This window comes from bacterium, from assembly GCA_023230585.1.
GTDB lineage: Bacteria > Ratteibacteria > UBA8468 > B48-G9 > JAFGKM01 > JALNXB01.
Genome location: JALNXB010000004.1, coordinates 23,758 through 47,101, shown reverse-complemented (window position 1 = coordinate 47,101; position 23,344 = coordinate 23,758). Strand labels below are relative to the sequence as shown.

At 33.3% G+C, this 23,344-nt stretch carries 22 protein-coding genes; 21 read left to right on the top strand and 1 reads right to left on the bottom strand.

Annotated features, from left to right (window positions below; genetic code table 11):
- The first annotated feature begins 1 nt into the window (after position 1).
- From M0P98_01750 to glmM, 21 genes are all read left to right on the top strand, one after another.
- Positions 2-673: a glycosyltransferase family 2 protein gene (locus tag M0P98_01750; protein ID MCK9265601.1), complete on the top strand. Its 672-nt coding sequence runs from the start codon at positions 2-4 to the stop codon at positions 671-673.
- Between the two features lie 3 nt (positions 674-676).
- Positions 677-1,474, top strand: coding sequence for a class I SAM-dependent methyltransferase (locus M0P98_01745; protein MCK9265600.1), 798 nt, complete (start codon positions 677-679; stop codon positions 1,472-1,474).
- Positions 1,475-1,542: 68 nt separating this feature from the next.
- Positions 1,543-2,985, top strand: coding sequence for a glycosyltransferase family 39 protein (locus tag M0P98_01740; GenBank protein ID MCK9265599.1), 1,443 nt, complete (start codon positions 1,543-1,545; stop codon positions 2,983-2,985).
- Positions 2,978-4,024: a GDP-mannose 4,6-dehydratase gene (locus M0P98_01735; protein ID MCK9265598.1), complete on the top strand. Its 1,047-nt coding sequence runs from the start codon at positions 2,978-2,980 to the stop codon at positions 4,022-4,024. The genes M0P98_01740 and M0P98_01735 overlap by 8 nt, the downstream gene beginning before the upstream one ends.
- Before the next feature lie 72 nt (positions 4,025-4,096).
- The gene (locus M0P98_01730) at positions 4,097-5,422 is read left to right on the top strand and encodes a UDP-glucose/GDP-mannose dehydrogenase family protein (GenBank protein MCK9265597.1); all 1,326 of its coding nucleotides are present in this window, start codon (positions 4,097-4,099) and stop codon (positions 5,420-5,422) included.
- Positions 5,415-6,383 carry an SDR family oxidoreductase gene (locus M0P98_01725; protein MCK9265596.1) on the top strand — a complete coding sequence of 323 codons (969 nt, stop codon included), beginning with the start codon at positions 5,415-5,417 and terminating at the stop codon, positions 6,381-6,383. The genes M0P98_01730 and M0P98_01725 overlap by 8 nt, the downstream gene beginning before the upstream one ends.
- Positions 6,380-7,495 carry an NAD-dependent epimerase/dehydratase family protein gene (locus M0P98_01720; protein MCK9265595.1) on the top strand — a complete coding sequence of 372 codons (1,116 nt, stop codon included), beginning with the start codon at positions 6,380-6,382 and terminating at the stop codon, positions 7,493-7,495. The genes M0P98_01725 and M0P98_01720 overlap by 4 nt, the downstream gene beginning before the upstream one ends.
- 385 nt (positions 7,496-7,880) lie before the next feature.
- Positions 7,881-8,585 (top strand): glycosyltransferase family 2 protein, encoded by a 705-nt coding sequence (locus M0P98_01715; GenBank protein MCK9265594.1) that lies wholly within the window; start codon positions 7,881-7,883, stop codon positions 8,583-8,585.
- Positions 8,567-9,271 carry a glycosyltransferase family 2 protein gene (locus M0P98_01710; GenBank protein ID MCK9265593.1) on the top strand — a complete coding sequence of 235 codons (705 nt, stop codon included), beginning with the start codon at positions 8,567-8,569 and terminating at the stop codon, positions 9,269-9,271. Before M0P98_01715 ends, M0P98_01710 begins: the two co-directional genes overlap by 19 nt.
- Before the next feature lie 24 nt (positions 9,272-9,295).
- A complete protein-coding gene (locus M0P98_01705; protein MCK9265592.1) occupies positions 9,296-10,021 on the top strand; it encodes a glycosyltransferase family 2 protein in 726 nt (241 codons plus the stop codon).
- Positions 10,022-10,152: 131 nt separating this feature from the next.
- On the top strand, positions 10,153-11,859 hold the full coding sequence (locus tag M0P98_01700; protein ID MCK9265591.1) for a glycosyltransferase family 39 protein: 1,707 nt from the start codon (positions 10,153-10,155) through the stop codon (positions 11,857-11,859).
- Positions 11,856-12,878: a tRNA preQ1(34) S-adenosylmethionine ribosyltransferase-isomerase QueA gene (gene queA, locus M0P98_01695; protein ID MCK9265590.1), complete on the top strand. Its 1,023-nt coding sequence runs from the start codon at positions 11,856-11,858 to the stop codon at positions 12,876-12,878. Before M0P98_01700 ends, queA begins: the two co-directional genes overlap by 4 nt.
- A gap of 460 nt (positions 12,879-13,338) precedes the next feature.
- Entirely contained in the window at positions 13,339-14,448 is a 1,110-nt protein-coding gene (tgt, locus tag M0P98_01690; protein ID MCK9265589.1) for a tRNA guanosine(34) transglycosylase Tgt, read from the top strand.
- A gap of 63 nt (positions 14,449-14,511) precedes the next feature.
- On the top strand, positions 14,512-14,823 hold the full coding sequence (gene yajC / locus M0P98_01685; protein MCK9265588.1) for a preprotein translocase subunit YajC: 312 nt from the start codon (positions 14,512-14,514) through the stop codon (positions 14,821-14,823).
- Between the two features lie 38 nt (positions 14,824-14,861).
- On the top strand, positions 14,862-15,158 hold the full coding sequence (locus tag M0P98_01680) for a DUF503 domain-containing protein (protein ID MCK9265587.1): 297 nt from the start codon (positions 14,862-14,864) through the stop codon (positions 15,156-15,158).
- A complete protein-coding gene (locus tag M0P98_01675; GenBank protein ID MCK9265586.1) occupies positions 15,159-17,831 on the top strand; it encodes a valine--tRNA ligase in 2,673 nt (890 codons plus the stop codon).
- A gap of 333 nt (positions 17,832-18,164) precedes the next feature.
- Positions 18,165-18,482, top strand: coding sequence for a 50S ribosomal protein L21 (rplU, locus tag M0P98_01670; protein ID MCK9265585.1), 318 nt, complete (start codon positions 18,165-18,167; stop codon positions 18,480-18,482).
- A complete protein-coding gene (gene hflX, locus M0P98_01665; GenBank protein ID MCK9265584.1) occupies positions 18,479-19,597 on the top strand; it encodes a GTPase HflX in 1,119 nt (372 codons plus the stop codon). Before rplU ends, hflX begins: the two co-directional genes overlap by 4 nt.
- Positions 19,578-20,579, top strand: a complete 1,002-nt coding sequence (locus M0P98_01660) for a bifunctional oligoribonuclease/PAP phosphatase NrnA (protein MCK9265583.1) — start codon at positions 19,578-19,580, stop codon at positions 20,577-20,579. Before hflX ends, M0P98_01660 begins: the two co-directional genes overlap by 20 nt.
- Positions 20,554-21,231 carry a tRNA pseudouridine(55) synthase TruB gene (gene truB / locus M0P98_01655; GenBank protein ID MCK9265582.1) on the top strand — a complete coding sequence of 226 codons (678 nt, stop codon included), beginning with the start codon at positions 20,554-20,556 and terminating at the stop codon, positions 21,229-21,231. The genes M0P98_01660 and truB overlap by 26 nt, the downstream gene beginning before the upstream one ends.
- A gap of 9 nt (positions 21,232-21,240) precedes the next feature.
- Positions 21,241-22,599 carry a phosphoglucosamine mutase gene (gene glmM, locus M0P98_01650; protein ID MCK9265581.1) on the top strand — a complete coding sequence of 453 codons (1,359 nt, stop codon included), beginning with the start codon at positions 21,241-21,243 and terminating at the stop codon, positions 22,597-22,599.
- 85 nt (positions 22,600-22,684) lie between these two features.
- Here glmM and M0P98_01645 read toward each other — a convergent pair whose 3' ends face one another.
- Entirely contained in the window at positions 22,685-23,329 is a 645-nt protein-coding gene (locus M0P98_01645) for a TIGR00730 family Rossman fold protein (protein ID MCK9265580.1), read from the bottom strand.
- Positions 23,330-23,344 lie beyond the last annotated feature (15 nt).

Genomic DNA, 23,344 nt, shown 5'->3' with positions numbered 1-23,344 from the left:
GATGAAATTATCGGTTATAATTCCTGTATTTAATGAAATTAAAACAATTGAAGAAATTCTTAAGAGGGTTCAAGCGGTTCCTTTAGATAAGGAAATTATTATAGTCGATGATGGCAGCACCGATGGAACCAGAGATATTCTTAAAGGTTTATCTTCAGATAACCTGAAAGTTGTATTAAAAGATAAGAACCAAGGTAAAGGTTCAGCCATAAGAGAAGGACTTAAATATATAAGCGGAGATGTTGTTGTTATACAAGACGGTGACCTTGAATATGACCCATTTGATTGGATTAAGATGTTGGAGGTTATGAAAGAGAAAAACTTGTCGGTTATTTACGGTTCAAGAATTTTAGGGAAAGGTAAAAAATCTTCATTAGCTTTCTATTTCGGTGGTCGACTGCTATCTGTGATAACCAATATTCTTTATGGCACAAAAATTACTGATGAGCCAACCTGCTATAAGATGTTTAAGACAGACTTAATTAAATCAATAAAACTTGAGTGTATGGGGTTTGAGTTTTGTCCGGAAGTAACAGCAAAGGTTCTTAAGAAAAGGTACAAAATATATGAGGTTCCAATCAAGTATGCACCGAGAAATATCAAAGAAGGTAAAAAAATTAGATGGAAAGATGGCGCCATAGCTATATGGACTCTTTTAAAACATAGGTTCTGATATATGGTTAAATGTTCAATTTGTTCAAATAAGAGTAAGTTGGTATGGAGAGACAGTAAATACAAATTATACAAATGTAAAAATTGCGAAACTGCTTTTTTGTATCCTTTGCCACCACACCCTGAGAAGATATACGATAAAAATTATTTTCACAAATGGTATATCAACTACTACTTAGAAAGAAAAAGGTACTTAATTAAACTACTCTCAAAGATTGAAAATTATGTAAAACTAAAAGGTAAACTTCTGGATGTAGGTTGCGGTATAGGTATTTTGCTGGAGGTTGCAGAAGAGAAAGGGTGCGAGGTTTATGGGCAGGAGGTTTCTTCTTTTGCTGCTTCGTATTCTCAAGAAAAAGGGTTTACTGTTAACCAGATTTCTTTATCAGAAGCCAGACTGCCTGAAAATTATTTTGATATAATAACAATTTTTGATGTTCTTGCCCATTTGGAAGACCCATTATCTTATCTTAAAAGTTGTAAAAAGTTATTAAAACCAGGTGGCGTTATTATAATTAAAACACCTTACTATTCACGGTTTACTCTTTTTTTTACTAATTTGTTATCTTTTACTGGAAAAAGCAAATCTTTACTTCATATACCGGCACAAATGTTTCATTTTTATACTGATTCATTTAAGATAATATCAGAAAGTTTAGAGCTTCTTTTTTTTAATAGTTTTAAGGTAAAAGAATTTCAAACTTTAACAAAACTTAATTTAAAGGGAGTTATACCCTTTTTGTATAAATTTTTATTTTCAAACAAGAGTTTAATTGTAATTCTCAAAAAAGATATTTTATGATTAAAAAAAACAAGTCATACATAGGAATAATTTGTTTAATATCCGTAGGGATTTTTTTAAGATTTTTTTTGATTTCTAAAAGAAGTCTCTGGTGTGATGAATTTATTGCAATCTCTCTTGCGAAACTAAATTCATCTGATATGGTGAGGTGGATTATAGAAAGAGATGCACATCCACCTTTCTTCTATTATATATACCATTTTATTTTAAAATTTACCCAAAGTGAGTTTGGCTTAAGGTTTTTGCCAGCAGTTTTTGGTGGAGGGTCAATTATCATTTTTTATTTTTTATTAAGAAATTTTTTTAATAAAGAAAAAATCGTTCTACCTTTAACTCTTTTTGTTTTATCTCCTGCTGCAATCTTATGGTCACAGATGATAAAATCTTACAGTATGCTTACCTTCTTTTCACTCGTATCATTATATTCTTTCTTATCGCTCTTAAAAGAAAATCGGTTTAAATTTGTTTTTTTCTGGTCTTTTTCAACGATACTCTCGGTCTACCTCCACCATTATGGAGGAATAATTTTATTATCTCAGGTAATAATATTGTTTTTAAGTAAGAAAAAAGACCAACTAAAACCTTTCATATTGCCTGTTTTGGTTATCGCACTCTTTTCTGTTCCTTATCTCGGAATATTCTTATTACCTCAACTAAATTATGTTAAAGGTGCTTACCATACAATAACAAATCCCTTTTTGCGGCTTGGGTATACGTTTTTCTACTTCACTTTTGGGGAAACACTCTCACCTTTAAATTTAATTTTTGTTGTACCTGGAGGTCTTCTTTTTGTTTTCTTTTTCTTAAAAGGTGTTTTTAAAAAAAAGAAGGAGGTGCTGGAAAATTTTTCTATTATTTCGTTAGGTATTTCAATAATTTTATATTTTACTGTTAAAGCAACGATTCCTCAAAACCTTATTCTTTTACAACCTTTATTTTTTATTCTTATATCTTCTGGTGTGAATATGGAAAGAAAAGTTCTGCAAAAAAAAGTGTTTTCATTTCTCCTACCATTATTTCTTCTACCACCGATATATTTTTATTATAAAGGTGATAGTTTAGAGTACCACGATGTTAGCAAACTTACCCCGTATAGAGAGGTAAGCAAAATGATACAAGAAGAAGAAAGAGAGGGAGAAGCGGTTTTGTTCACTGAAAAAAGAGAAAGACGGTTTACCGATTTTTTTCCTAAATACTCTCCTTGGGATTGGTATTACAAAGGTACTTCTACTATGTTTGAAGTTAATCCTTCAAATATGCGGGATTTAGATGAAGAGTTGTTAAAAATTAAAAACAAATATAATAGTTATTGGCTACTTTTAGATTACGGTTTTGTTGAACCAGAATGGAACGAAAAAGTTAAAGATTTCTTATTAAACAAAAAATCTGTTAAAATTAAAGAAGAAATGTTTGTAAAAAATTTCTCTTTTCTTGATTTTTTAAAAAACAGGGAAAAGAAAGAATACCATTTTCTCTGGGTTTATCATATAGAGAGGGAGACAAATGAATAAGAAAAAAATCATAGTAACAGGTGGAGCAGGTTTTATTGGGGTTAATCTTGTTATTGAACTATTAAAAAATAAAAATAATTTTGTTGTTGTCTTTGATAACCTTTCAAGGAAAGGTACAGAAAATAACCTTAACTATCTGCTATCGCAAAAATATAAAAATCTTGAATTTGTTAAGGGAGATATTAGGGATTATAACCAACTTAAAGATGTTATGCAAGAATGTAAAGAGATTTATCATCTTGCTGCACAGGTTGCAGTAACTAAGTCGGTAGAAGACCCTGTTGAGGATTTTAAAATCAATGCTGAAGGAACACTCTACCTTTTGGAAGCAACAAGAAAGGTTGTACCTGAAGCAATTTTCACTTTTGCTTCAACCAACAAGGTATATGGCGCTTTATCACATATAAAATTAAAGGAAGGTAAAAAAAGGTACCTACTTTGTAGCAAAAGAAAGGGTGTCTCAGAAAAAGAGTGTCTTGATTTATACTCACCTTATGGAGTTTCTAAAGGTGTTGCCGACCAATACGTTAGAGATTACCATAGAATATATGGACTAAAAACAATTGTTTTTAGACAATCTTGTATATATGGAAAATTCCAGTATGGAAACGAAGACCAAGGGTGGGTAGCACATTTTATAATTAAGAGTATTCTTGATGGAAAACTAAATATATATGGGGACGGTAAACAGATAAGAGACCTTCTTGAAGTTTCTGATTTGGTAAAAGCGTATTTATCTGCTGTTAAAAAGATTAAAAAAACAGAAGGTAAAATTTACAACATAGGTGGTGGTGCTGACAATACTCTTTCTTTACTGGAATTTATAGAGTTATTGAAAGGGTCCCTTAAATTAGATATTGAGTATTCGTTTTCGGATTGGCGTCCTGGTGACCAAAAAGTTTTTGTTAGCGATAATTCTAAACTTGAAACGGAAGTTGGGTGGAAACCTAAAATATCAAAAGAAAAAGGGATAGAGCAACTTACAGGATGGATTTGGAAAAATATTTCTTTGATAGAGAAAGTAAATAAAAAAAAGTGAGAGTTTATTACTTTTTGGCTCTATGTAGAGATGAGTATTTAGGGCGAGAAAGATAGTTAGGAGAATTTTAAAATGAAAAAAATAGGTATTATAGGCGCTGGTCATGTAGGGCTTGTAACGGCTGGGTGTTTTGCTAAACTTGGACATACTGTTATTTGTGCAGATAAAGATATTGATAAGATAGAAAAAATCAACAAACTTGAGATGCCTTTTTATGAGCCAGGGCTTAAAGAATTGATTGAAGAGGTTGTAAAAAGTGGTAATATTTCTTTTACAACTTCAGTAAAAGAGGTGGCAGTAAATAGTGAAATAATTTTTATAGCTGTTGGAACTCCTGCAACAGATGATGGCGGTGCTGACCTTTCGTATGTGGAGAATGTTACTGTTGAGATAGCAAAATCACTTGCTAATATAAAAAGAGATACTAACCAGCCTATTTATAAACTTATTGTTGAAAAGAGTACTGTACCTGTTTTAACTGGTGAATGGGTAAAAAGAACCCTTGCTCTTATAGCACCAACTGGGATAGAGTTTGATGTGGCTGCAAACCCAGAATTTTTAAGCGAAGGTAACGCTATAAGAGATTTTTTGGAGCCAGATAGGATTGTTGTTGGGGTAGAAAATGAAAGGGCAAAAACTGTGTTTGAGGATATATACAAATCAATTAAAGCTCCAATAATTTTTACTGATGTTAAGAGTGCTGAAATAATTAAACACGCTTCAAACTCTTTTCTTGCTTTAAAAATATCTTACATAAACGGTATTTCTCAGATTTGTGAAAGGGTTGGGGCTGATATAGAAAAAGTTGCAGAAGGTATGGGATATGATAAAAGGATAGGCAAAGAATTTTTAAGGGCAGGTATTGGCTGGGGGGGAGGGTGTTTTCCTAAAGATGTATCTGCTTTTATTCAACTTTCAAAAGAACTTGGATACTCTTTCGACCTACTTAAAGAGGTTCAGCAAATCAACCGTGAACAAAAGTTTCTTCTTATAAGTAAAGCAAAAAAGATGTTATGGAACTTGAAAGGGAAAAAGATTGGGGTTTTAGGGCTCTCTTTTAAACCTAATACTGATGATATAAGAGAATCGCCAGCGATAAAAATTGTAAAACTTTTATTAGATGAAGGGGCAGTTCTTAAATGTTATGACCCAGAATCTATGGAAACAGCAAAAAAGGAAATTCCGAATGTTGTTTATTGTGATAATGCGTATGAGGCAGTAGAAGAGACTGCTCTGATGTTACTTCTAACAGAATGGAAAGAATTTTTGGCTCTCGATTTTACAAAAGTTAAGAATCTAATGGTAACTCCATATATAATAGATGGGAGAAACTGTTTAGATAAAGACAAACTTAAAGAATTAGGATTTATTTATAAAGGGATTGGTAAAAATGGATAAGAAAAAAGTCTTTATTAGTGGAGGTGCAGGTTTTCTTGGAAGTTTTCTTTGCGGACATTATTTGAAGAACAACTGTGAGGTCTGGTGTATGGATAATTTTATTACCAGTAGCAGAGATAATATTGAAGAATATTTAAACGATAGAAACTTTACTTTTATTGAAAAAGATGTCATAGATTTTACTCCAGAAAATATGCCTACAGATTTTAATTATGTTTACCATCTTGCAAGTCCAGCTTCACCTCCCGACTATTTTAAATTTCCTTTTGAAACCTTGAGAGTAAATTCTATTGGAACAGAAAATTGTCTTAAGCTTGCCCTCTCTTCTGGTGCTGCGTTCTTATATTCTTCTACTTCAGAAGTTTACGGTGACCCTTTAATACCAGTACAGAATGAAGAATATTGGGGTAACGTTAATTCAATTGGAGTCCGTTCTGTATATGATGAAGGGAAAAGATATGGTGAAGCAATAACTATGGCTTACAACAGGAAATACAATTTGAATACCCATATTGTAAGGATTTTTAATACTTATGGTCCTCGTATGAGGTTAAACGATGGTAGGGTTATTCCTAACTTTATACACCAATCTTTATCAAATCAATCTTTCACTATTTATGGAGACGGTAAGCAGACTAGAAGTTTTTGTTACGTTGATGACCTTATAAAAGGTATAACCTTATTGATAGAAAAAGATTATCATCTCCCAGTAAATCTTGGAAATCCAGGAGAATTTACTGTTATAGAGTTGGCTGAATTGATACAGAAACTACAAAACAAAAAATCAAATATGGTGTTTATGGCACCTCTCGAAGACGATCCTAAACGACGCCGACCAGATATAAGTAAAGCCAAGGAGTTGTTGGGTTGGCAACCAAAAGTGGCTCTTGAAGAAGGTCTTAGAAAAACCTTAGATTATTTTCAAGAGAAAATTCTTAACACCAAACAGGAGGAAAAGTGAAAAGAGTTCTTGTTACTGGTGGTTTGGGTTTTATAGGAAGTTATGTTGTTGATAAACTTGTTAAAAAAGGGTATAAAACAACGGTTTTTGATAACCTTGAAAAACAGGTCCACCCTAATGGTCTGCCTGAATATTACAATATAGGTGCAAAATTTGTTAGAGGAGATGTAAGAAACAAAAATGTTTTTAAAGAAGTTGTTCAGAATTGTGATTATATAATCCATCTGGCAGCTGCTGTTGGGGTGGGTCAATCTCAGTATCAGATATCAAAATATGTTGACGCCAACATTAGAGGTACTGCAAATCTTTTGGATATTCTTGTTAATGAAAAACATACAGTAAAAAAATTTGTTGTTGCTTCATCAATGAGTATCTACGGTGAAGGGCTCTATACTTGCTCAAGTTGCGGGATAGTTAAACCGCCTTTACGAGAGTTTTATGGCTCAAAAATCACTTCTTGGGAACCAGTGTGTCCTACCTGTAACGGAACCTTAAAACCAATACCTACAACAGAAGATACCCCTCTTGTTTCTAACTCTATATATGCCATTAGCAAAAAAGAGCAAGAAGAAATGTCCATACTTATAGGTAAGACTTATGGTATACCTGTTACAGCACTAAGATTTTTTAATGTTTATGGTCCAAGACAATCATTATCTAACCCTTATACAGGGGTTGCGGCAATATTTTTAAGCAGAATAAAGAATAACAATCCGCCAGTTATATATGAGGATGGGCTTCAAACGAGAGATTTTATTTGGGTAGAGGATATTGTTGATGCATGTATTTTATCTATGGAAAAAGAAGATGCGAATTATCAGATTTATAATGTAGGTTCAGGTAAACCAGTTAGTATTGCTGGTATTGCGCAACTTCTTATAAAACTCTTAAAAGTTAAAGACCTTAAACCAGAGATAACATTTAAATTTAGAAAGGGAGATGTCAGACATTGTTACGCTGATACAACAAAAATAAAGAAAGATATAGGTTTTGTGCCTAAGGTTTCTTTTGAGGAAGGGTTAAAAAGACTTATTGATTGGTCAAAAACTGCAAAATCAGAAGATAAGTTTATAAAAGCATCTAATGAGTTGAAAAAGAGAGGACTAATTTAAGGGATTGTTTTTCTCATTCCGTCTTTTGTAGTTTATCTTGCGAGTTTTCGTCGAAGCCAACCTACGCTAAAATAGAAGCTTTGGCAGGTATACCTTGGCGTAGGAGGGGCTTATTAACGTGGCAATCTCCGCCTCACTCGCCTCTCCTCTTGGGGGAGAGGGATCAAGGGTGAGGGGAGGCTGTTAGCAGGCGAGGAAAAACGAAAGGCGTAGTGATAAAAAAGTAGACTCTCTCTTGTATGTCATTCCGGACTTGATCTGGAATCTCGTTTTTACGTTGTGCCTACTACCAGCGTGGGTAAGGTTAGAGAACCTGAAACAGGTTCAAGATGACAAACTATAGTGGATTGAGAGAAAAAAACGGTAATAAATTGGAGAATTTTGAATGAAACTAACAGTTATCATACCAGCAAGAGACGAAGAAGATGTTATTGAAGAGACAATAAACGGGTTGATACCCATAGTTAAAAACCTTGAAACTGAAATACTTGTTGTCAATGACCACTCTATAGATAAGACATCTAAAATTGTTGAAGATATTGGTAAAAAACATTCTTTTGTAAAAAAGATAGATAACCATAGAGAATCTGGTTTTGCCAATGCTCTAAAATCTGGTTTTGAAAGTGCTACTGGTAAATTTGTAGTACCATTTATGGCTGATAGTTGTGATGACCCTTTAACTTTACCTAAAATGCTTGAAAAAACAGATAAAGGGTTTGATTTAATATGTGGCTCACGTTATATCAGGGGTGGAAAAAAAATAGGTGGTCCTCTTGTCCAAGGTTTTTTTTCAAGGATTGTAGGGTTATCTCTAAATATTTTTACTGGTATACCTACCAAAGATGTAGGTAACGCTTATAAAATGTATAGAAGAGATCTACTCCTCTCATTTCCGCTTAAACAGAAAGGGTTTGCGATTTCTATGGAAGCATGTGTGAATTTTTTTCTTTCAGGGTACAAAATTTGTGATGTACCTACTGTTTGGACTGGTAGAAAAAAAGGTAAATCAAAATTTAAACTCTCTAAAACACTTCCTTACGCTCAACTATATTTTTATACAATATGGAAAAAATGGATATCTCGATTATAATACCAGCATATAATGAATCAGAACGTATTTTACCTACCTTAGAAAAGATAGATAGGTATATGGAAAAAGAGTACGATAGTTTTGAAATAATTATTGTTGATGACGGTAGTAAAGATGATACTGTTGAAATACTTGAGAAGTTTATAAAAAAATACTCTAAGATGTTACTCTTAAAACATAAGGTTAATTCTGGCAAAGGTGCAGCTATTAAAACAGGAGTGATGGCTTCTAAAGGAGAACTTATTCTTTTTTCTGATGCTGATTTATCAACACCTATTGAAGAGTTAAAAAAACTTAATAAAGCAATTTCTGATGGTTATGATATATCTATTGCTTCAAGAGGTTTAAAGGATTCTAACATTGTTATCCCTCAACCTTTTCATAGACGATTGGCTGGTAAGATTTTTCCTTTATTAGTAAGATTGATAGTTTTGAAAGATTTTAGGGATACCCAATGTGGTTTCAAACTGTTTACTAAAGAAGCTGGGCTTTTTTTATTCTCAAATCTGCAGACCGAAAGTTTTGCTTTTGATGTCGAAATACTTTATAGAGCGGTAAAAAATAATTTAAAGGTAAAAGAGGTACCTGTTAAATGGATAAACTCAGATGTATCAAAAGTAAATATTTTTACCGACCCAATAAAAATGTTTATCTCTCTTTTTAAGATAAGGAAAATATCTACTTGAAGTTTTTTCTATTTGATAAAACAAATGAAAAATAATATGAATATTTCAATTGTAATTCCGGCATACAATGAGAAAGAAAACATTGAAGAAGTTATCTCAAATTCTATTGAAGTTCTTTCTGCTATAGCAAACAAATATGAAGTTATTCTGGTAGATGATGGGAGTGTTGATGGTACCTACGAGGTTGCTGAAGACTTAGTGCAACGCAACCCTGACTGTGTTAGAGTTTTGCGGCATAATACAAACCAAGGGTATGGAGCTGCACTTAAAACAGGGTTCTCAGTGGTAAGATATGAGTACATTTTTTATACAGATGCTGATAATCAATTTGATATGTTTGAACTTAAAGATTTTCTTCCAATGATGAAAAGATATGACCTTGCAGTTGGGTACAGGGTTAAGCGCAAAGATTCTCCTGTACGAATCTTTTTATCATGGGGTTACAACTGGCTAGTTTTTTTCTTATTTCAAATAAAGGTAAGAGACGTGGATTGTGCTTTCAAACTATTTCACAGATATGTATTGGAGAGTATCACAATAGAATGTAATGACTTCTTTGTAGATACAGAAATTATTGCTAAAGCGGGGAAGGCGGGTTTTCGCATTGGAGAAAGAGGCGTTTGCCACTTTCCTCGAAAGCGAGGCAAAACAACGGTTCGGCTCAGCCATATACCAGAAACTCTCAAAACTGTTTTCAAGATGCGTAAGCGTTTGAATATGGAGAGAAAAACAAAGAATAGTAAAGAATAGTTATGCTCTCAAACCTAATAGATTGTTTTCTGATTGTGTTGTAGTAAACACTTATCTTTTGCCAAAGAGATAACTACCTTATATCTTCAAACTAATATAATAATCTCTTTATATAAAAAGGAGAATTTAATATGAAAGGAAAAACAGGCTTAATAGTTGTTCTTATTTTGTCTGCACTCCTAAATCTTTTGGGTTTTAATTGGGGTATACCCAGAGATGATTATAGGCGATTTTATTATACCAACAAAGAAGAAACAGAACAAATGACAGTTGGTATATCAGAAGAATATATTAAAAATAGTTGGGAAATATCCAAAGGAATATCTCCGCCTCAAGAGAAGCTTCCTCGCTCTCTTTTTAATATAATACGCTCTTTTCACCCTGATGAACACAATATAATAAAAAGCATAAGCAATATGAGCCCTAAAAAGTTTGATTTCAATCCTCATTATTTTGAATATGGAACATTCTTTATATATTTTGTGGCTTTTCTACTTGGGCTGGGTTATATTTTAGGGTTTATACATTTGACTTCTGACTTATCCTTCTATTTTCTACATCCAGACCAGATGGGACGATTTTATTTGGTAAGTAGGGGAGGTGTGGTTTTACTATCTATACTTGGAGTATTCTTTCTTTACAAAGCCATTGAGAACCTTTTTGGCAAGAAGGCGGCATTTTATTCTGCTTTTATTATGGCGGTTTCCCCTATTTATGTGTTGAACAGCCGTTATATCACCGTTGATGTTCCTATGGTTTTCTGGATATCTGTTACAATATATTTTATTACACTTTTTCTCCAAAGAGGTAAGATAAAGTTTTTTTATCTTGCGGGGTTAACTACGGGAATTGCAGCTGGAACCAAATATCCAGCGCTGGTTTTGTTGGCTCTTCTTCCTCTTGTATATTGGAACAAAAAAGAATCGTTTAAAAAACTGTTGTCGCTTGAGGCTTTAAAAACATTAATATTTGTTGTGGTTGGCTTTATTATTACCAATCCGTATTCTGTACTTGCTTTCTCAGAATTTAGAAGAGGTCTATTTTATCAAGTTGAAACACGAGAATTTTGTGCTTTTGGTCCAAATTTATATAACCATATTTCAGCTGTTTTTTTTAATACTCATATAGCAATGAAGTCAGGATTTTCTTTATTCTATCTTGTTATGTACATCGGAATAATATATCTAATTTTTAAAAAAGGAAGAGAGAAATTGTTTTTGGCAGGAGTTTTTTTTACTATGTTGCCGCTTTTCTTAACAGGTGGACTAAAATATACAAGATACTATCTCCTTATGCTTCCTTTTCTTGCTGTTGGAGGTGCTCTGTTTATAACCTTCATAACTGATGCTGTAAAGTCTCGTTTCTGGAAAATATGTTGTACAGTTATTATATCTTTTATATTGTTAATACCGTTATTGAAGTCATTTTCTTATTCTTTATTTATGTGTACCAAAGATGTTAGAATTGTTTCGGCGGAATTTATTGAATCAAATATACCTGCTGGCTCAACAATAGCGTTTACAAAAGATCCGTGGATATTTGAAGTTCCACCTGTTAATACGAAAATCTACAATGTGGTTGTTTCGGATAAGGAAAATATTGCTAATTTAAAAGAAGGAAGTCACCTTATTATTGGAGAACTCCAGTATTTTCTTAGGCTTGGTTCCAGAAAGAGTAATGAGAATGCTCTTTTATCTGAGATTGAAGGTTACGGCTATAAAGTTGTAAAGATTTTTAAGAACCCTCCCAAAATAGGTCCTTTCAAGTTTGATTCTGATATAACAGTACACGATATGATTTATACCCACCCAACAATATATTTATTTAAAAAAATATGAGTAAAATATTTGAGTATCACTTACCTGAAAACCTTATTGCACAATACCCTTTAAAAAAAAGAGATTCTTCACGTTTAATGGTTTTGAACCGTAAGACAGGCAATATAGATGAGAAGTTTTTTTTAAAAGCGCCCTACTATTTTGAGGAAGGGGATGTTCTTGTTCTTAATAACAGCAAGGTTGTGCCTGCTCGCCTTAAAGGGAAAAAAGATACAGGTGGGAAAGTTGAGGTCTTCCTTTTGAACAAGATTTCCTCGTACAGATGGGAGGTTTTATTAAGAGGAAATATAAAGGTAGGGCATACCTGTAAAATAGAAAAAGAAGGACAAGAAGGTTTTGTTGTAGTTGCAATAAAAGAGAAAAATACTAATGGAAGTTATATTGCTGACTTTAATTTAAGTAATAATGATGATGGGAATGAAATTTTTTGTTTTGGTGAAGTGCCTTTGCCTCCATACATAAAAAGGAAAGTTGAAAAGAGTGACGTAGAAGATTACCAGACAATTTATGGTGAGAAAGACGGTTCTGTTGCTGCCCATACTGCTGGACTCCATTTTACACCAGAGGTTTTACAAAATATCGAAAAGAAGGGAGTTAAGATTGTTTACGTTACTCTACATATTGGATGGGCTTCTTTTAAACTTTTAAAAGAAGATAAGAATGTTGTTGGAGAAGAGTATTACGAACTAAATCAAGAGGCAGTTTCAGTAATTAACTCGGCAAAAGAGAGTGATAAAAAAGTTTTTGCTGTTGGAACAAGTGTTGTAAGGGCTCTTGAGAGTTCGGTTATTAATGGAAGGTTAGCCCCGTTTTCAGGTTATACTGATTTATTTATTAAACCAAATTTTCAATTTAAGGTAGTTGATAGTATGCTTACAAATTTTCATCTTCCTTCTTCAACACATTTATATCTTGTAAGTGGGTTTGCTGGGTTAAGTTTAACTGAAAAAGCGTACCTTCTTGCGGTTGAAAAAAAATATAGGTTTTACTCTTATGGGGATTCAATGTTAATACTTTAGTAAGGGTAAAAAAGTAAGGGGTGTTATCTACTCTCTTTGGTACTATGGTGCATATACCTTCCCCTTTTTGCCCTCTCCCCTTGGGGATGTTTGGGGTAGTAAGTCCCTAAGAGTTTGCAGAGAGGTTAATGGGATGAGATTTATCCACCGAAGCCAACCTACGCTAAAATACAAGCTTCGGCAGGTATACCTTGGCGTAGGTGGAGGTGCAGTTAGCAACTTAAACAAAAACGAAAGACGTAATGATAAAAAATTAGACTCCCCCCTATATGTCATTCCGGACTTGATCCGGAATCTCGTTTTTACTACCCCCTATTCCGTCTTTTGTAGTTTATTTTGCGAGCTTTACCCGCCGAAGCCTTGGCGTAGGAGGGGCTTCTTAGCGTGGCAATCTCGCCGAAGGCGGAAAAGGAATTGGGGGGTAAACAATAGTAGGATGAAAAAAGAAAGGGTATAAAAAATGTTCAATTATAAGATATTAAAAAAAGATAAAGATACAAAGGCAAGGGCTTGTCTTCTTAAAACCCCTCACGGTAACGTCCATACTCCCTGTTTTATGCCTGTTGCAACTATTGGAAGTGTAAAAACTCTCTCTTCCGAAGAACTTGAAAAGATTAAGGTTGAGATGATTATTTCCAACGCTTACCATTTATATTTAAGGCCAGGCCTTGAAATTATAGGTGAAGCAGGTGGGTTACATAAGTTTATGAACTGGACAAAACCTCTTGTTACCGATAGCGGTGGGTTCCAGATTTTCAGTTTAGAGAACGTTAAAATCGAGGAGGAAGGAGTCTGGTTTAGGTCAAAACTTGATGGTTCTTCTCATTTTATTACACCAGAAAAATCTATGGAGATACAGCAACTTATTGGTGCAGATATTATGATGGCTTTTGATTACTGTCCAAAAAATTGGGACGATTATGAAGAAGTTAAAAAAAGTGTTGATATGACTATTAAGTGGGCAGAAAGATGTTTGAAGTTTCGTGAAAATGTAGAATCTCCACAATGGCTTTTTGGAATTTTACAAGGAGGGATTTATAATGACCTCCGATTAAAATGTTGTGAAGAAATGGTAGATATGGGGTTTACAGGTTTTGGTTTTGGTGGGCTTAGTATAGGGGAACCTTTTGATAAGAGTATTTCAGCAGTTGAGACAATGGTAGATGTTCTACCGTCAAAAAAAATAAGGTACTTTATGGGGTTAGGAATGCCTTTACAGATTCTTGATATGGTTGAGAGAGGTGTTGACCTTTTTGACTGTGCAATGCCAACTCATATAGCAAGAACCGGTTCCACAATTACCTGGAGTGGTAAGATAAATATTAAAGCAGGAAGGTATAAAAAGGATTTTACTCCGTTAGACCAAGAGTGTGATTGTTTTGTTTGTAAAAATTATACAAGAGCTTATATAAGACACCTCATTAAAACAAATGAAATACTTGGACTTAGGTTAAATTCTTACCATAATATATATTTTACAATAAGGTTTATGGAGGAAATTAGAAGGTCCATTAAAAACGGTGAATTTAAAAAATTTAGCAAAAACTTCAAAAAGAAGTATAATATATAATTCTATGAGAAAGGTATTAAAAATTTTCTTAATAAATAACGCATAAAACAATAGGAGGCTGATATGTTTTTAGGACAAGCACAGGTAGCGGGTGGGGCACAGAATCCACTTTTAGGTATTTTACCGCTTATTTTAATCTTTTTTGTTTTTTATTTTCTACTAATTCTTCCTCAGCAAAAGAAACAGAAACAACATAATAAAATGCTCAGCGAAATTAAAGAAGGAGATAAAATAACAACTGTCGGCGGTATCTTAGGCACTGTCGCAAAAATAAAAGATAATATTGTAACTGTTGAATTGAAAGAAGGTGTTAAAGTAGATTTTGTTAGAAATGCTATCGCTCATATAAAAAGAGAAAACACCCCTGAAAAATAAGTTTGTTGTTAACTTTTAATAATATATAAAAGATAATTATGTTTGTTGGGACATTGACTGTTGAACTCATAATTCCTGGATGTAACGGACTTAAAGATAAGAGAAAAGTTATACGCTCTATTCAAGATAAATTAAAAGCAAAATTTAATATAGCGATTGCTGAACTTGAATATCAAGACAAGTGGCAAAGAAGCACTATTGGGTTATGTACAATCAACAGCCGTAAATCAGAAATTGAATTAACTTTGTTAAGAATAAGCGAAATACTTAACGATAGTTATAATTTTATGGTTATAAAAGAAAGAAATAATATAGACACTCTTAAGGAATATTAAATGAAAGAAAACCTTGCTTCACAATATGACCCAAAGGGGATAGAAACAGAACTTTACGAGTTCTGGGAAAAAAATGGGTATTTTAAGGTAAATAAAAATAAAGATAAAGAATCTCTTGACCCTTACGTTATTGTTATACCACCACCCAATGTAACTGGTTTTTTACATATGGGGCACGCCTTAAATAATACTATACAAGATGCTATTATTAGGCAAAAAAGGATGGAAAAATATGATGCGTTATGGGTTCCCGGTACAGACCATGCAGGTATTGCAACTCAGAATGTTGTTGAAAAGATGCTTGCCGATAAAGGAATTAAAAGATATGAGATAGGGAGAGAAAAATTTATTGAAGAAGTATGGAAATGGAAAGAAAAATATGGTTCACGAATAATTTTTCAACTTAAGGCTCTTGGAGCCTCTTGTGATTGGGATAAACTAAGGTTCACAATGGACCAATCTCTTTCTAAGGCTGTAATTGAAGCCTTCATCCATCTTTATAATAAAGGTTTGATATACAGAGGTGAAAGAATTATCAATTGGTGCCCTCGTTGCACAACTGCTTTATCTGATGAAGAGGTTGACTATAAGGATGAAGAGGGTCACCTATATTATATAAAATATCCAATTGTCTCAGGCGGTTATTTAGTTGTTGCAACAACAAGGCCAGAAACAATGCTTGGCGATACTGCTGTTGCTGTTAACCCAAAAGATGATAGGTTTAAACACTTAATAGGCAAAGATATTAAACTTCCTTTAATGAACCGTATAATAAAAATCATTGGAGACAATTTCGTTGACATAGAGTTTGGAACTGGTGCTGTAAAGGTTACACCCAACCATGACCCTAACGATTTTGATATTGGAGTTAGGCATAACCTTGATTCTGTGACTGTAATAGATAAGTATGGGGTTATGAATGAAAATGCAGGAGAGTTTGAGGGGCTAAATAGGTTTTTATGTAGAGAAAAGATTATTGAAAAACTGGAAGCAGAAGGATTGCTTGAAAAAATTGAACCATATTCTAATAGGGTAGGGTGTTGTTATAGGTGCGATACTGTAATAGAGCCATATCTTTCTAAACAGTGGTTTGTTTCAATGAAAACTTTAGCTATTCCTGCTATTAATGCTGCTGAAAATGATAATATAAAGTTTTATCCTGATAGATGGAAGAAAGTTTATTTGAAATGGCTATACGAAATAAAGGATTGGTGTATAAGTCGGCAGATATGGTGGGGACATAGGATTCCTGTATGGTATTGCAACTCTTGTTTTACAAATGATAATAACGAAAAAGGGACCTTTGTGTCTAACGGTAAACCAGAAAAATGCCCTTTCTGTGGTTCTTCAGATATTTATCAAGAAACAGATGTTCTTGACACCTGGTTTTCTTCGTGGTTATGGCCTTTCTCAGTTTTTGGATGGCCGGCTAAAACAGAAGAACTTGATACTTTTTACCCAACTAACACTCTTGTGACAGCGCCAGATATACTTTTTTTCTGGGTAGCCCGTATGGTTATGGCTGGTTACGAGTTTATAGGTGAATCACCCTTTGAAAACATATTTATTAACGGAACTGTTAGAGATAAAACCGGCAAAAAAATGAGTAAATCTCTGGGGAATGTTATAGACCCAGTTAAATTGATTGAAGAATACGGTGCTGACAGTTTAAGGTTTAGTTTAATTTCAATGACTGCTTTAGGGCAGGATGTATTCTTGTCGCCAACTTTTTATATTAAAGGTAGGAATTTTACCAATAAAATTTGGAACGCTTCAAGGTTTATATTGTCGTCTGTAGAAAAAGAAGATATTCAAAAGGTAGATTTAACAATAAAGAAAGAAGACCTTAATTTTGTTGACTTATGGCTGCTTTCAGAGTTGGAGTTGCTTATAAAAAAAGTTGATGAATCGATGAAACTATTTCGCCTCAACGAAGCTCTAAATTATCTGTATGATTTTTATTGGCACTACTTCTGTGATTGGTACCTTGAAATTTCTAAGGTATATGATGGAAACAATTATTTTAAGGAAAACGTTCTACCTATACTTTTTTATGTGAATATTACTTTAATGAAGTTGCTACACCCTTTTATACCGTTTATCACTGAAAAGATTTGGCAACTTACCTCTAAATATTGTGATATGGAAACAGATAGTATTATTGTAAGTAGTTGGCCTAAAAAGAGTGATTTTTACGATGTTGAATCTTGTAACAGTGTTAATAATCTAATAGAAATTATTACTACAATAAGAGATATTAGGACACGTTTTAGGATTCCTTTGGCTAAAAATATTGATTGTTTTTTTGAAAAAGAGTTTGACACTCTTGAAACTGGTATCATAAAAAGGCTTGCAAGCATCGAAAACATTAAACCGTTTAACATAGATACCCCAAATATTAAGAGTCTTATTGTAAAGAACCTAACCCAAGGGAAGTTTGGCATTTCTCTTGCAGGTATAGTGGATTTTACAATTGAAGAGAAGAAACTTCAAAAAGAGAAAGAAAAACTAGAAGATATACTTGTAAGGATAAAAAATAAACTTACTAATCCTGAATTTTTGGAAAAAGCACCCGATGAAGTAATATCAAAAGAAGAAGAAAAGAGAACTCAGATCCAAGAAAAAATAGAGAATATACAGAAAGATATAGATTTTATAACTGGTGGAAATTAGTAATTACTTATGTATTTAAGTTAGCGGGTAAAGATAAAGTCGTCGAAGGCGAAAAAAAATGCACCTCTCTTTACCTTCTCCCTTGAGGGTATTAGGGTAGTAAGTCCCCAAGGGTTTGCAGAGAAGTTAATGGGATGAGGTTACCCTTGTATGTTATTCTGGATTTATCCCGAACACCCCCCGAGGGGCTGAAGGCAAAAGATGGCAATCTCCGCCCCACTCGCCTCTCCCCTTAGGGAAGAGGATTCAAGGTGAGGGGAGGTTGTTAGCAGGCGAGGAAAAAAAACAAAATTAGAACATTTTATAAAAAATGCAAAATAAAGGAGAAAACAAATGGATGCATTAATAGATTTAGGTGGAACACAAGTTAGAGTAAAAAAAGGTTTGGAGTTTACCATACTAAAATTGAAAGATAAAAAAGTTGGAGAGAAGGTAGAGTTTACTCCAATATGTATACTTGACGATAAAGACTCAATTATTGTTGAGGAAGAAAAACTTAAAAATTTTCTTGTTCAGTGTGAAATTATTAGCGAGAAAAAGGGTAAAAAAATCTATTCTTTTAAGAAGAAAGCTAAAACAGGATATAAGAGAGGTATTGGGTATAGAGATAGTTTGATGGTTTTAAAGGTGGAGAATATTGTCCAAAAGTGAAAAATATTGACCAATTACCTAACGAACCATTTGTAGGTAAAAAGATTTTTCTTGTCAATTTTAAGAAAAGATATACCAGAGATACACAAGAAGAAATTACTGAACTCCAATCGTTATCTCGCACTCTTGGGTTTGTAATTCTTAAAGAATATTTAATTAAACTTAACTATGTTAATCCTGCTACTTATCTCGGGGCAGGTAAACTAAATGAATTAAAGAAAGATACAGATGTTTTAACCCCATCTTTTATTGTTTTCAGTGATGACTTATCACCTATCCAACAAAGAAATTTAGAAGAATCTTTGGGTTTACAAGTTATAGATAGAACTGGACTAATTCTTCATATATTTGGTAACCACGCTAAAACCAAAGAAGGTAAGATTCAGGTTGAATTGGCACAACTTGATTATATTCTTTCTCGCTTGACCGGACACGGTATTGAACTATCAAGAATAGGAGGAGGTTTTGCTACAAAAGGTCCTGGCGAAATGAAACTTGAGGTTCATCGTAGAAGAATCAAATCTCGAATATATAAGTTAAGGCGCGAAATAAAAGGTGTAGAAAAACACCGAAAAATTATAAGAGAATCAAAACGCAGAGAAAATTTTCCTGTAGTTGCTCTAATGGGGTACACAAATGTTGGTAAAAGTAGACTTTTGAATAGGTTGAGTTCTTCGGATTTATATGTAGCAAACAAATTGTTTGCTACTCTTGACCCAGTTACCAGGGCTGTTCATATTGGTAATGAAAAAATATGTCTTGTAAGTGATACTGTTGGACTTCTTTATAATATACCGCACCATTTGATAGAAGCGTTCAAATCAACACTTGAAGAAGTAAAATACGCTGACCTGATAATGGTTGTTTTTGATATATCAAAAAACAATCTTGCACGACAGAAAGACACTGTTTCTGACGTTTTCAAAATGCTTGGTGTAGACGATAAAAAAAGGATAGATGTTTATAATAAGATAGATTTATTGGCACCAGAAGAAAAAAACATTATGCAGAACAATCTAAGTGATGGCGTTCTTGTTTCAGCTGTTACAGGCGAGGGGATAGAAAACCTTAAAGAAAGGTTAAGGGAAAATCTGTATGACTATGAAAGAGTTTGACAAAGAAACTTTACTAATAGATAAGATAGTTGCTCTTTTTAATAATGAAGATAATTTTATTATAACTTCTCATTATAATATTGATGGAGACGGGCTTGGAAGTGAAATAGCCATATATCTTCTCCTTAAAAAACTTGGAAAAACTGTTGAGATAGTTAATCAAGATAAAGCCCCTGAAATCTATAATTTTCTTCCTTATATCAATGATATAAAAAACTCCCCGAGCAAATCTCTTGCTGAGCCAAATGTAAGTATAGTTTTAGATTGTGGCACTCTGGAAAGGGCAGGAGAAATTGCTTCCTTTGTTAAAAAAACATCTACTATAATTAATATTGACCACCATTTTTTGAATACTTGTTTTGGGACAATTAATTTTGTTGATGCTGGTTACTCCTCAACAGGAGAGATGGTACTGAAGGTCCTGGAAAGATACGACCAACTTTCAAAGGAGCAAGCGATCTGTCTTTATACTTCAATAATTACAGATACAGGTAGTTTTATATATAATGTAGGTAAAAACACTTTAAACGCTGTCCAGAAATTACTCGATACAGGTATATCCCCTGCAGAAATATCTGGAAAAATTTATATGCAAAAACCTTTAAAATATATTGAGTTGCTTACTCTTTCTTTACAAACTTTAGACTATAACCTGAAAGAAAAAATTGCTTGGATGTATGTTGACAAAAAAATGTATGAAGCAACTAAAACAACAGCAGAAAACACAGAAGGTTTTGTAGAGATGTTGCTTGCTTTAAAAGAATTTAAAACTGTTTTTTTATTAAAAGAAGACAAGAATATTAAGGTTAGTTTAAGAAGTAAGGATGGGTATGATGTAGAAACGGTTGCAAGAAAGTTTGGTGGGGGTGGGCACAAACAGGCAGCAGGGTGCGAGTTGGAGAATTTATCTATATCAGAATCTATTAAAAAAATTGTTGCGGAGATTAAAAAGAATAATGAACGGAATAATAGTGGTAAATAAACCGTCAGGTATTACTTCCTACGATGTAATAAGGTTTTTTAAAAGAAAATATAATATTAAAGAAAAGATTGGTCATTCAGGAACCCTTGACCCTCTTGCGCAGGGGGTTCTTGTTGTATGTATAGGTAAAGCAACAAAATTAGCTACTATGTTTATGGGAATGGAAAAAGAGTACGTGGCAAAAATGGTTCTTGGAAAAAAGACTGATACCGACGATATTGACGGAAAAGTAGTAGAAGAAAATCCAGTATCTGTGGATGAATCTCAAGTTATGGAAGTAGTTAGGGGATTTAAAGGAGAGATTGAGCAGATACCGCCTATTGTTTCTGCTATTAAGCATAAAGGTAAGCCACTATACAAACATTATAGAAAAGGTGTTATAGTTGCACCTTCCCCAAGAAAAGTTTTTATTAAAGATATTGAACTTTTAAATCTTCAAATACCCTATATACAATTTAGGGTTGTTTGTTCAAAAGGAACTTATATTAGAGCCTTATGCAGAGATATAGGTAATAAACTTGGTTGTGGAGGAACACAAACAGAATTAAAGCGAACCAAGGTAGGTAATTTTCTCATAAAAGATAGTTATACACTTGAAGATATAGAAACTATGGGGCTAGAAAAAGTCTTTATAAAGATGGAACAATTGTAAGAGGTAATAATGAATATGGAGAAAAAACTTATTATAAGCGTTGCAGGAATTAGAGGTATTTACCCGTTACCATTATCTCCTGAAACTGTTTATAAATTTGGATTTGCCTTTGGAGTTTATTCAAGCGGTAAGGATGTTTTTGTAGCGCAAGATACACGAATTAGCGGTTCAACTTTAAAGTATGCTCTTTTGTCTGGGCTACTTTCTGCTGGAATAAATGTTATAGATCTAAATGTTGGCTCAACTCCTCTACTTACATACATAATAGAGAAGAATCCCAATGTATGCGGTGTTATGATATCTGCAAGCCATAACCCTAAAGAGTATAACGGTTTAAAGTTTGTATCATCTAAAGGGACCTTTCTAAATGAAAAAGAAGGGGCAGAGTTTTTAAGTATATATAAGAATATTGATTCTTATCAAATACCTTCTCAACCTGGTAAAATAATTTCCTCTCAAAACGAAACATATAGAGAATCTTTTTTTAATGATATATATAATAAAGTGAACCTTGCAAAAATAAGAGAGAGGAAATTTAAAGTAGTTGTTGATGTTTGCCAAGGGGTAGGGGCTTTTGAAACCCGTTTGTTTTTAGAAGGACTTGGTTGTAAGACGGTGGTTATAAACGCAGAACCGCCCGGTGTCTTTTCTCATAATCCTGAACCGTTACCTGAGAACCTTAAAGAGTTATCTAAAAAAGTTGTTGAGGAAAAAGCAGATATAGGGTTTGCTCAAGACCCAGATTGTGATAGGTTGGCATTTGTTTGTGAAGATGGGGTTATACCTGGTGAAGAGTTAACCCTTGCATTATCGGTATTAAATATTCTTGAAAAAGAGAGAGGCTCTGTTGCAGTCAACTTGTCTACCTCTTCAATTATTGAGTATGTATCAAATATGTTTGATGTAAATGTTTACAGGAGTAAGATTGGTGAGGTAAATGTTGTTGAAAAGATGAAAGAAAAGAATGCTATTATAGGTGGTGAAGGTAACGGTGGAGTTATTTTACCTTCAATACATTACGGTAGAGATAGTTATGTTGCAATGGCTCTTATACTTGAACTTATGGCAGTTAAAGATAAAAAAGTTTCCGAAATACTATCAGTTTTACCAAGATATATTATGATAAAAGAAAAATTGGTATTAGAAGAAGTCAAGAAAACCAGTATATTACAAGCCATAAGAGATAAATATAGTAAAAACGAAGAAGTAAACCTTGATGATGGTATAAAAATTATAAGAAAAGATGGCTGGATACATATTAGACCTTCAGGGACAGAACCTATTTTAAGGGTATATGTTGAAGGAGAAAACCAATCTATTGCAAAAGCGTATCTTTCTGAAATATATCAGTTTGTAAATAGCCAATAATCCGTTATTAACAGTATCAAAACGGTCTTTTCAAATAAGATTTCCTATCAAAAAGTCAACTTTCTTAATTTAAAATTTAAGAGAATTAGTAAGGGATATTATTTTTACGAAAATCCTGAATTATCTCTATAGCCTCTTCTGGCTCTTCTGCTATCTGAAAAAGATTTAAATCTTGTTTTTCTATGTAATCGTCAACCAATAATCTCTTATCTAACCATTTAAGGAGCCCTTCCCAATACTCTTTACCCATAAGCACAATAGGAAATTTGTGAATACGTCGAGTCTGTATCAATGTAATGGTTTCAGCAAACTCATCAAGAGTTCCATAGCCGCCTGGGAAAATAATAAATCCTTTTGTATACTTTAAAAACATAACTTTTCGCGTGAAAAAATACTTAAAAGATATAAGAGTTTTAATGTAAGGGTTAGGTTTTTGTTCGTGTGGAAGTTCTATATTAAGCCCAATAGAATCCCCATTAGCAAGCGAAGCGCCTTTGTTAGCTGCCTCCATTATACCGGGTCCTCCACCAGTAATAACAGAATAACCTTCTTTTACAAGTAATTCCCCAGTTTTAACGGCTTTTTTATACCAAATATTATCTTCCTTAACTCTTGCTGAACCCCAAACTGTTATCCCGTTTTTAGTTTTTTCAAGAGCTTCAAACCCTTCAACAAACTCAGCCATTATCCTAAAGATACGCCAAATATCAGTCTCATAAAAATTTTTCATCTTCTACTCCTTTGT

Bases quoted from the DNA above. Each gene is read 5' to 3' on its own strand.
- M0P98_01645 (MCK9265580.1), bottom strand. From the start codon at position 23,329: ATGAAAAATTTTTATGAGACTGATATTTGGCGTATCTTTAGGATAATG.
- truB (MCK9265582.1), top strand. From the start codon at position 20,554: ATGAACGGAATAATAGTGGTAAATAAACCGTCAGGTATTACTTCCTAC.
- M0P98_01710 (MCK9265593.1), top strand. From the start codon at position 8,567: ATGGATATCTCGATTATAATACCAGCATATAATGAATCAGAACGTATT.
- M0P98_01725 (MCK9265596.1), top strand. From the start codon at position 5,415: ATGGATAAGAAAAAAGTCTTTATTAGTGGAGGTGCAGGTTTTCTTGGA.
- M0P98_01680 (MCK9265587.1), top strand. From the start codon at position 14,862: ATGTTTGTTGGGACATTGACTGTTGAACTCATAATTCCTGGATGTAAC.
- M0P98_01705 (MCK9265592.1), top strand. From the start codon at position 9,296: ATGAAAAATAATATGAATATTTCAATTGTAATTCCGGCATACAATGAG.
- glmM (MCK9265581.1), top strand. From the start codon at position 21,241: ATGAATATGGAGAAAAAACTTATTATAAGCGTTGCAGGAATTAGAGGT.
- M0P98_01750 (MCK9265601.1), top strand. From the start codon at position 2: ATGAAATTATCGGTTATAATTCCTGTATTTAATGAAATTAAAACAATT.
- M0P98_01730 (MCK9265597.1), top strand. From the start codon at position 4,097: ATGAAAAAAATAGGTATTATAGGCGCTGGTCATGTAGGGCTTGTAACG.
- queA (MCK9265590.1), top strand. From the start codon at position 11,856: ATGAGTAAAATATTTGAGTATCACTTACCTGAAAACCTTATTGCACAA.
- M0P98_01675 (MCK9265586.1), top strand. From the start codon at position 15,159: ATGAAAGAAAACCTTGCTTCACAATATGACCCAAAGGGGATAGAAACA.
- M0P98_01715 (MCK9265594.1), top strand. From the start codon at position 7,881: ATGAAACTAACAGTTATCATACCAGCAAGAGACGAAGAAGATGTTATT.
- M0P98_01735 (MCK9265598.1), top strand. From the start codon at position 2,978: ATGAATAAGAAAAAAATCATAGTAACAGGTGGAGCAGGTTTTATTGGG.
- rplU (MCK9265585.1), top strand. From the start codon at position 18,165: ATGGATGCATTAATAGATTTAGGTGGAACACAAGTTAGAGTAAAAAAA.
- M0P98_01700 (MCK9265591.1), top strand. From the start codon at position 10,153: ATGAAAGGAAAAACAGGCTTAATAGTTGTTCTTATTTTGTCTGCACTC.
- M0P98_01745 (MCK9265600.1), top strand. From the start codon at position 677: ATGGTTAAATGTTCAATTTGTTCAAATAAGAGTAAGTTGGTATGGAGA.
- M0P98_01660 (MCK9265583.1), top strand. From the start codon at position 19,578: ATGACTATGAAAGAGTTTGACAAAGAAACTTTACTAATAGATAAGATA.
- tgt (MCK9265589.1), top strand. From the start codon at position 13,339: ATGTTCAATTATAAGATATTAAAAAAAGATAAAGATACAAAGGCAAGG.
- yajC (MCK9265588.1), top strand. From the start codon at position 14,512: ATGTTTTTAGGACAAGCACAGGTAGCGGGTGGGGCACAGAATCCACTT.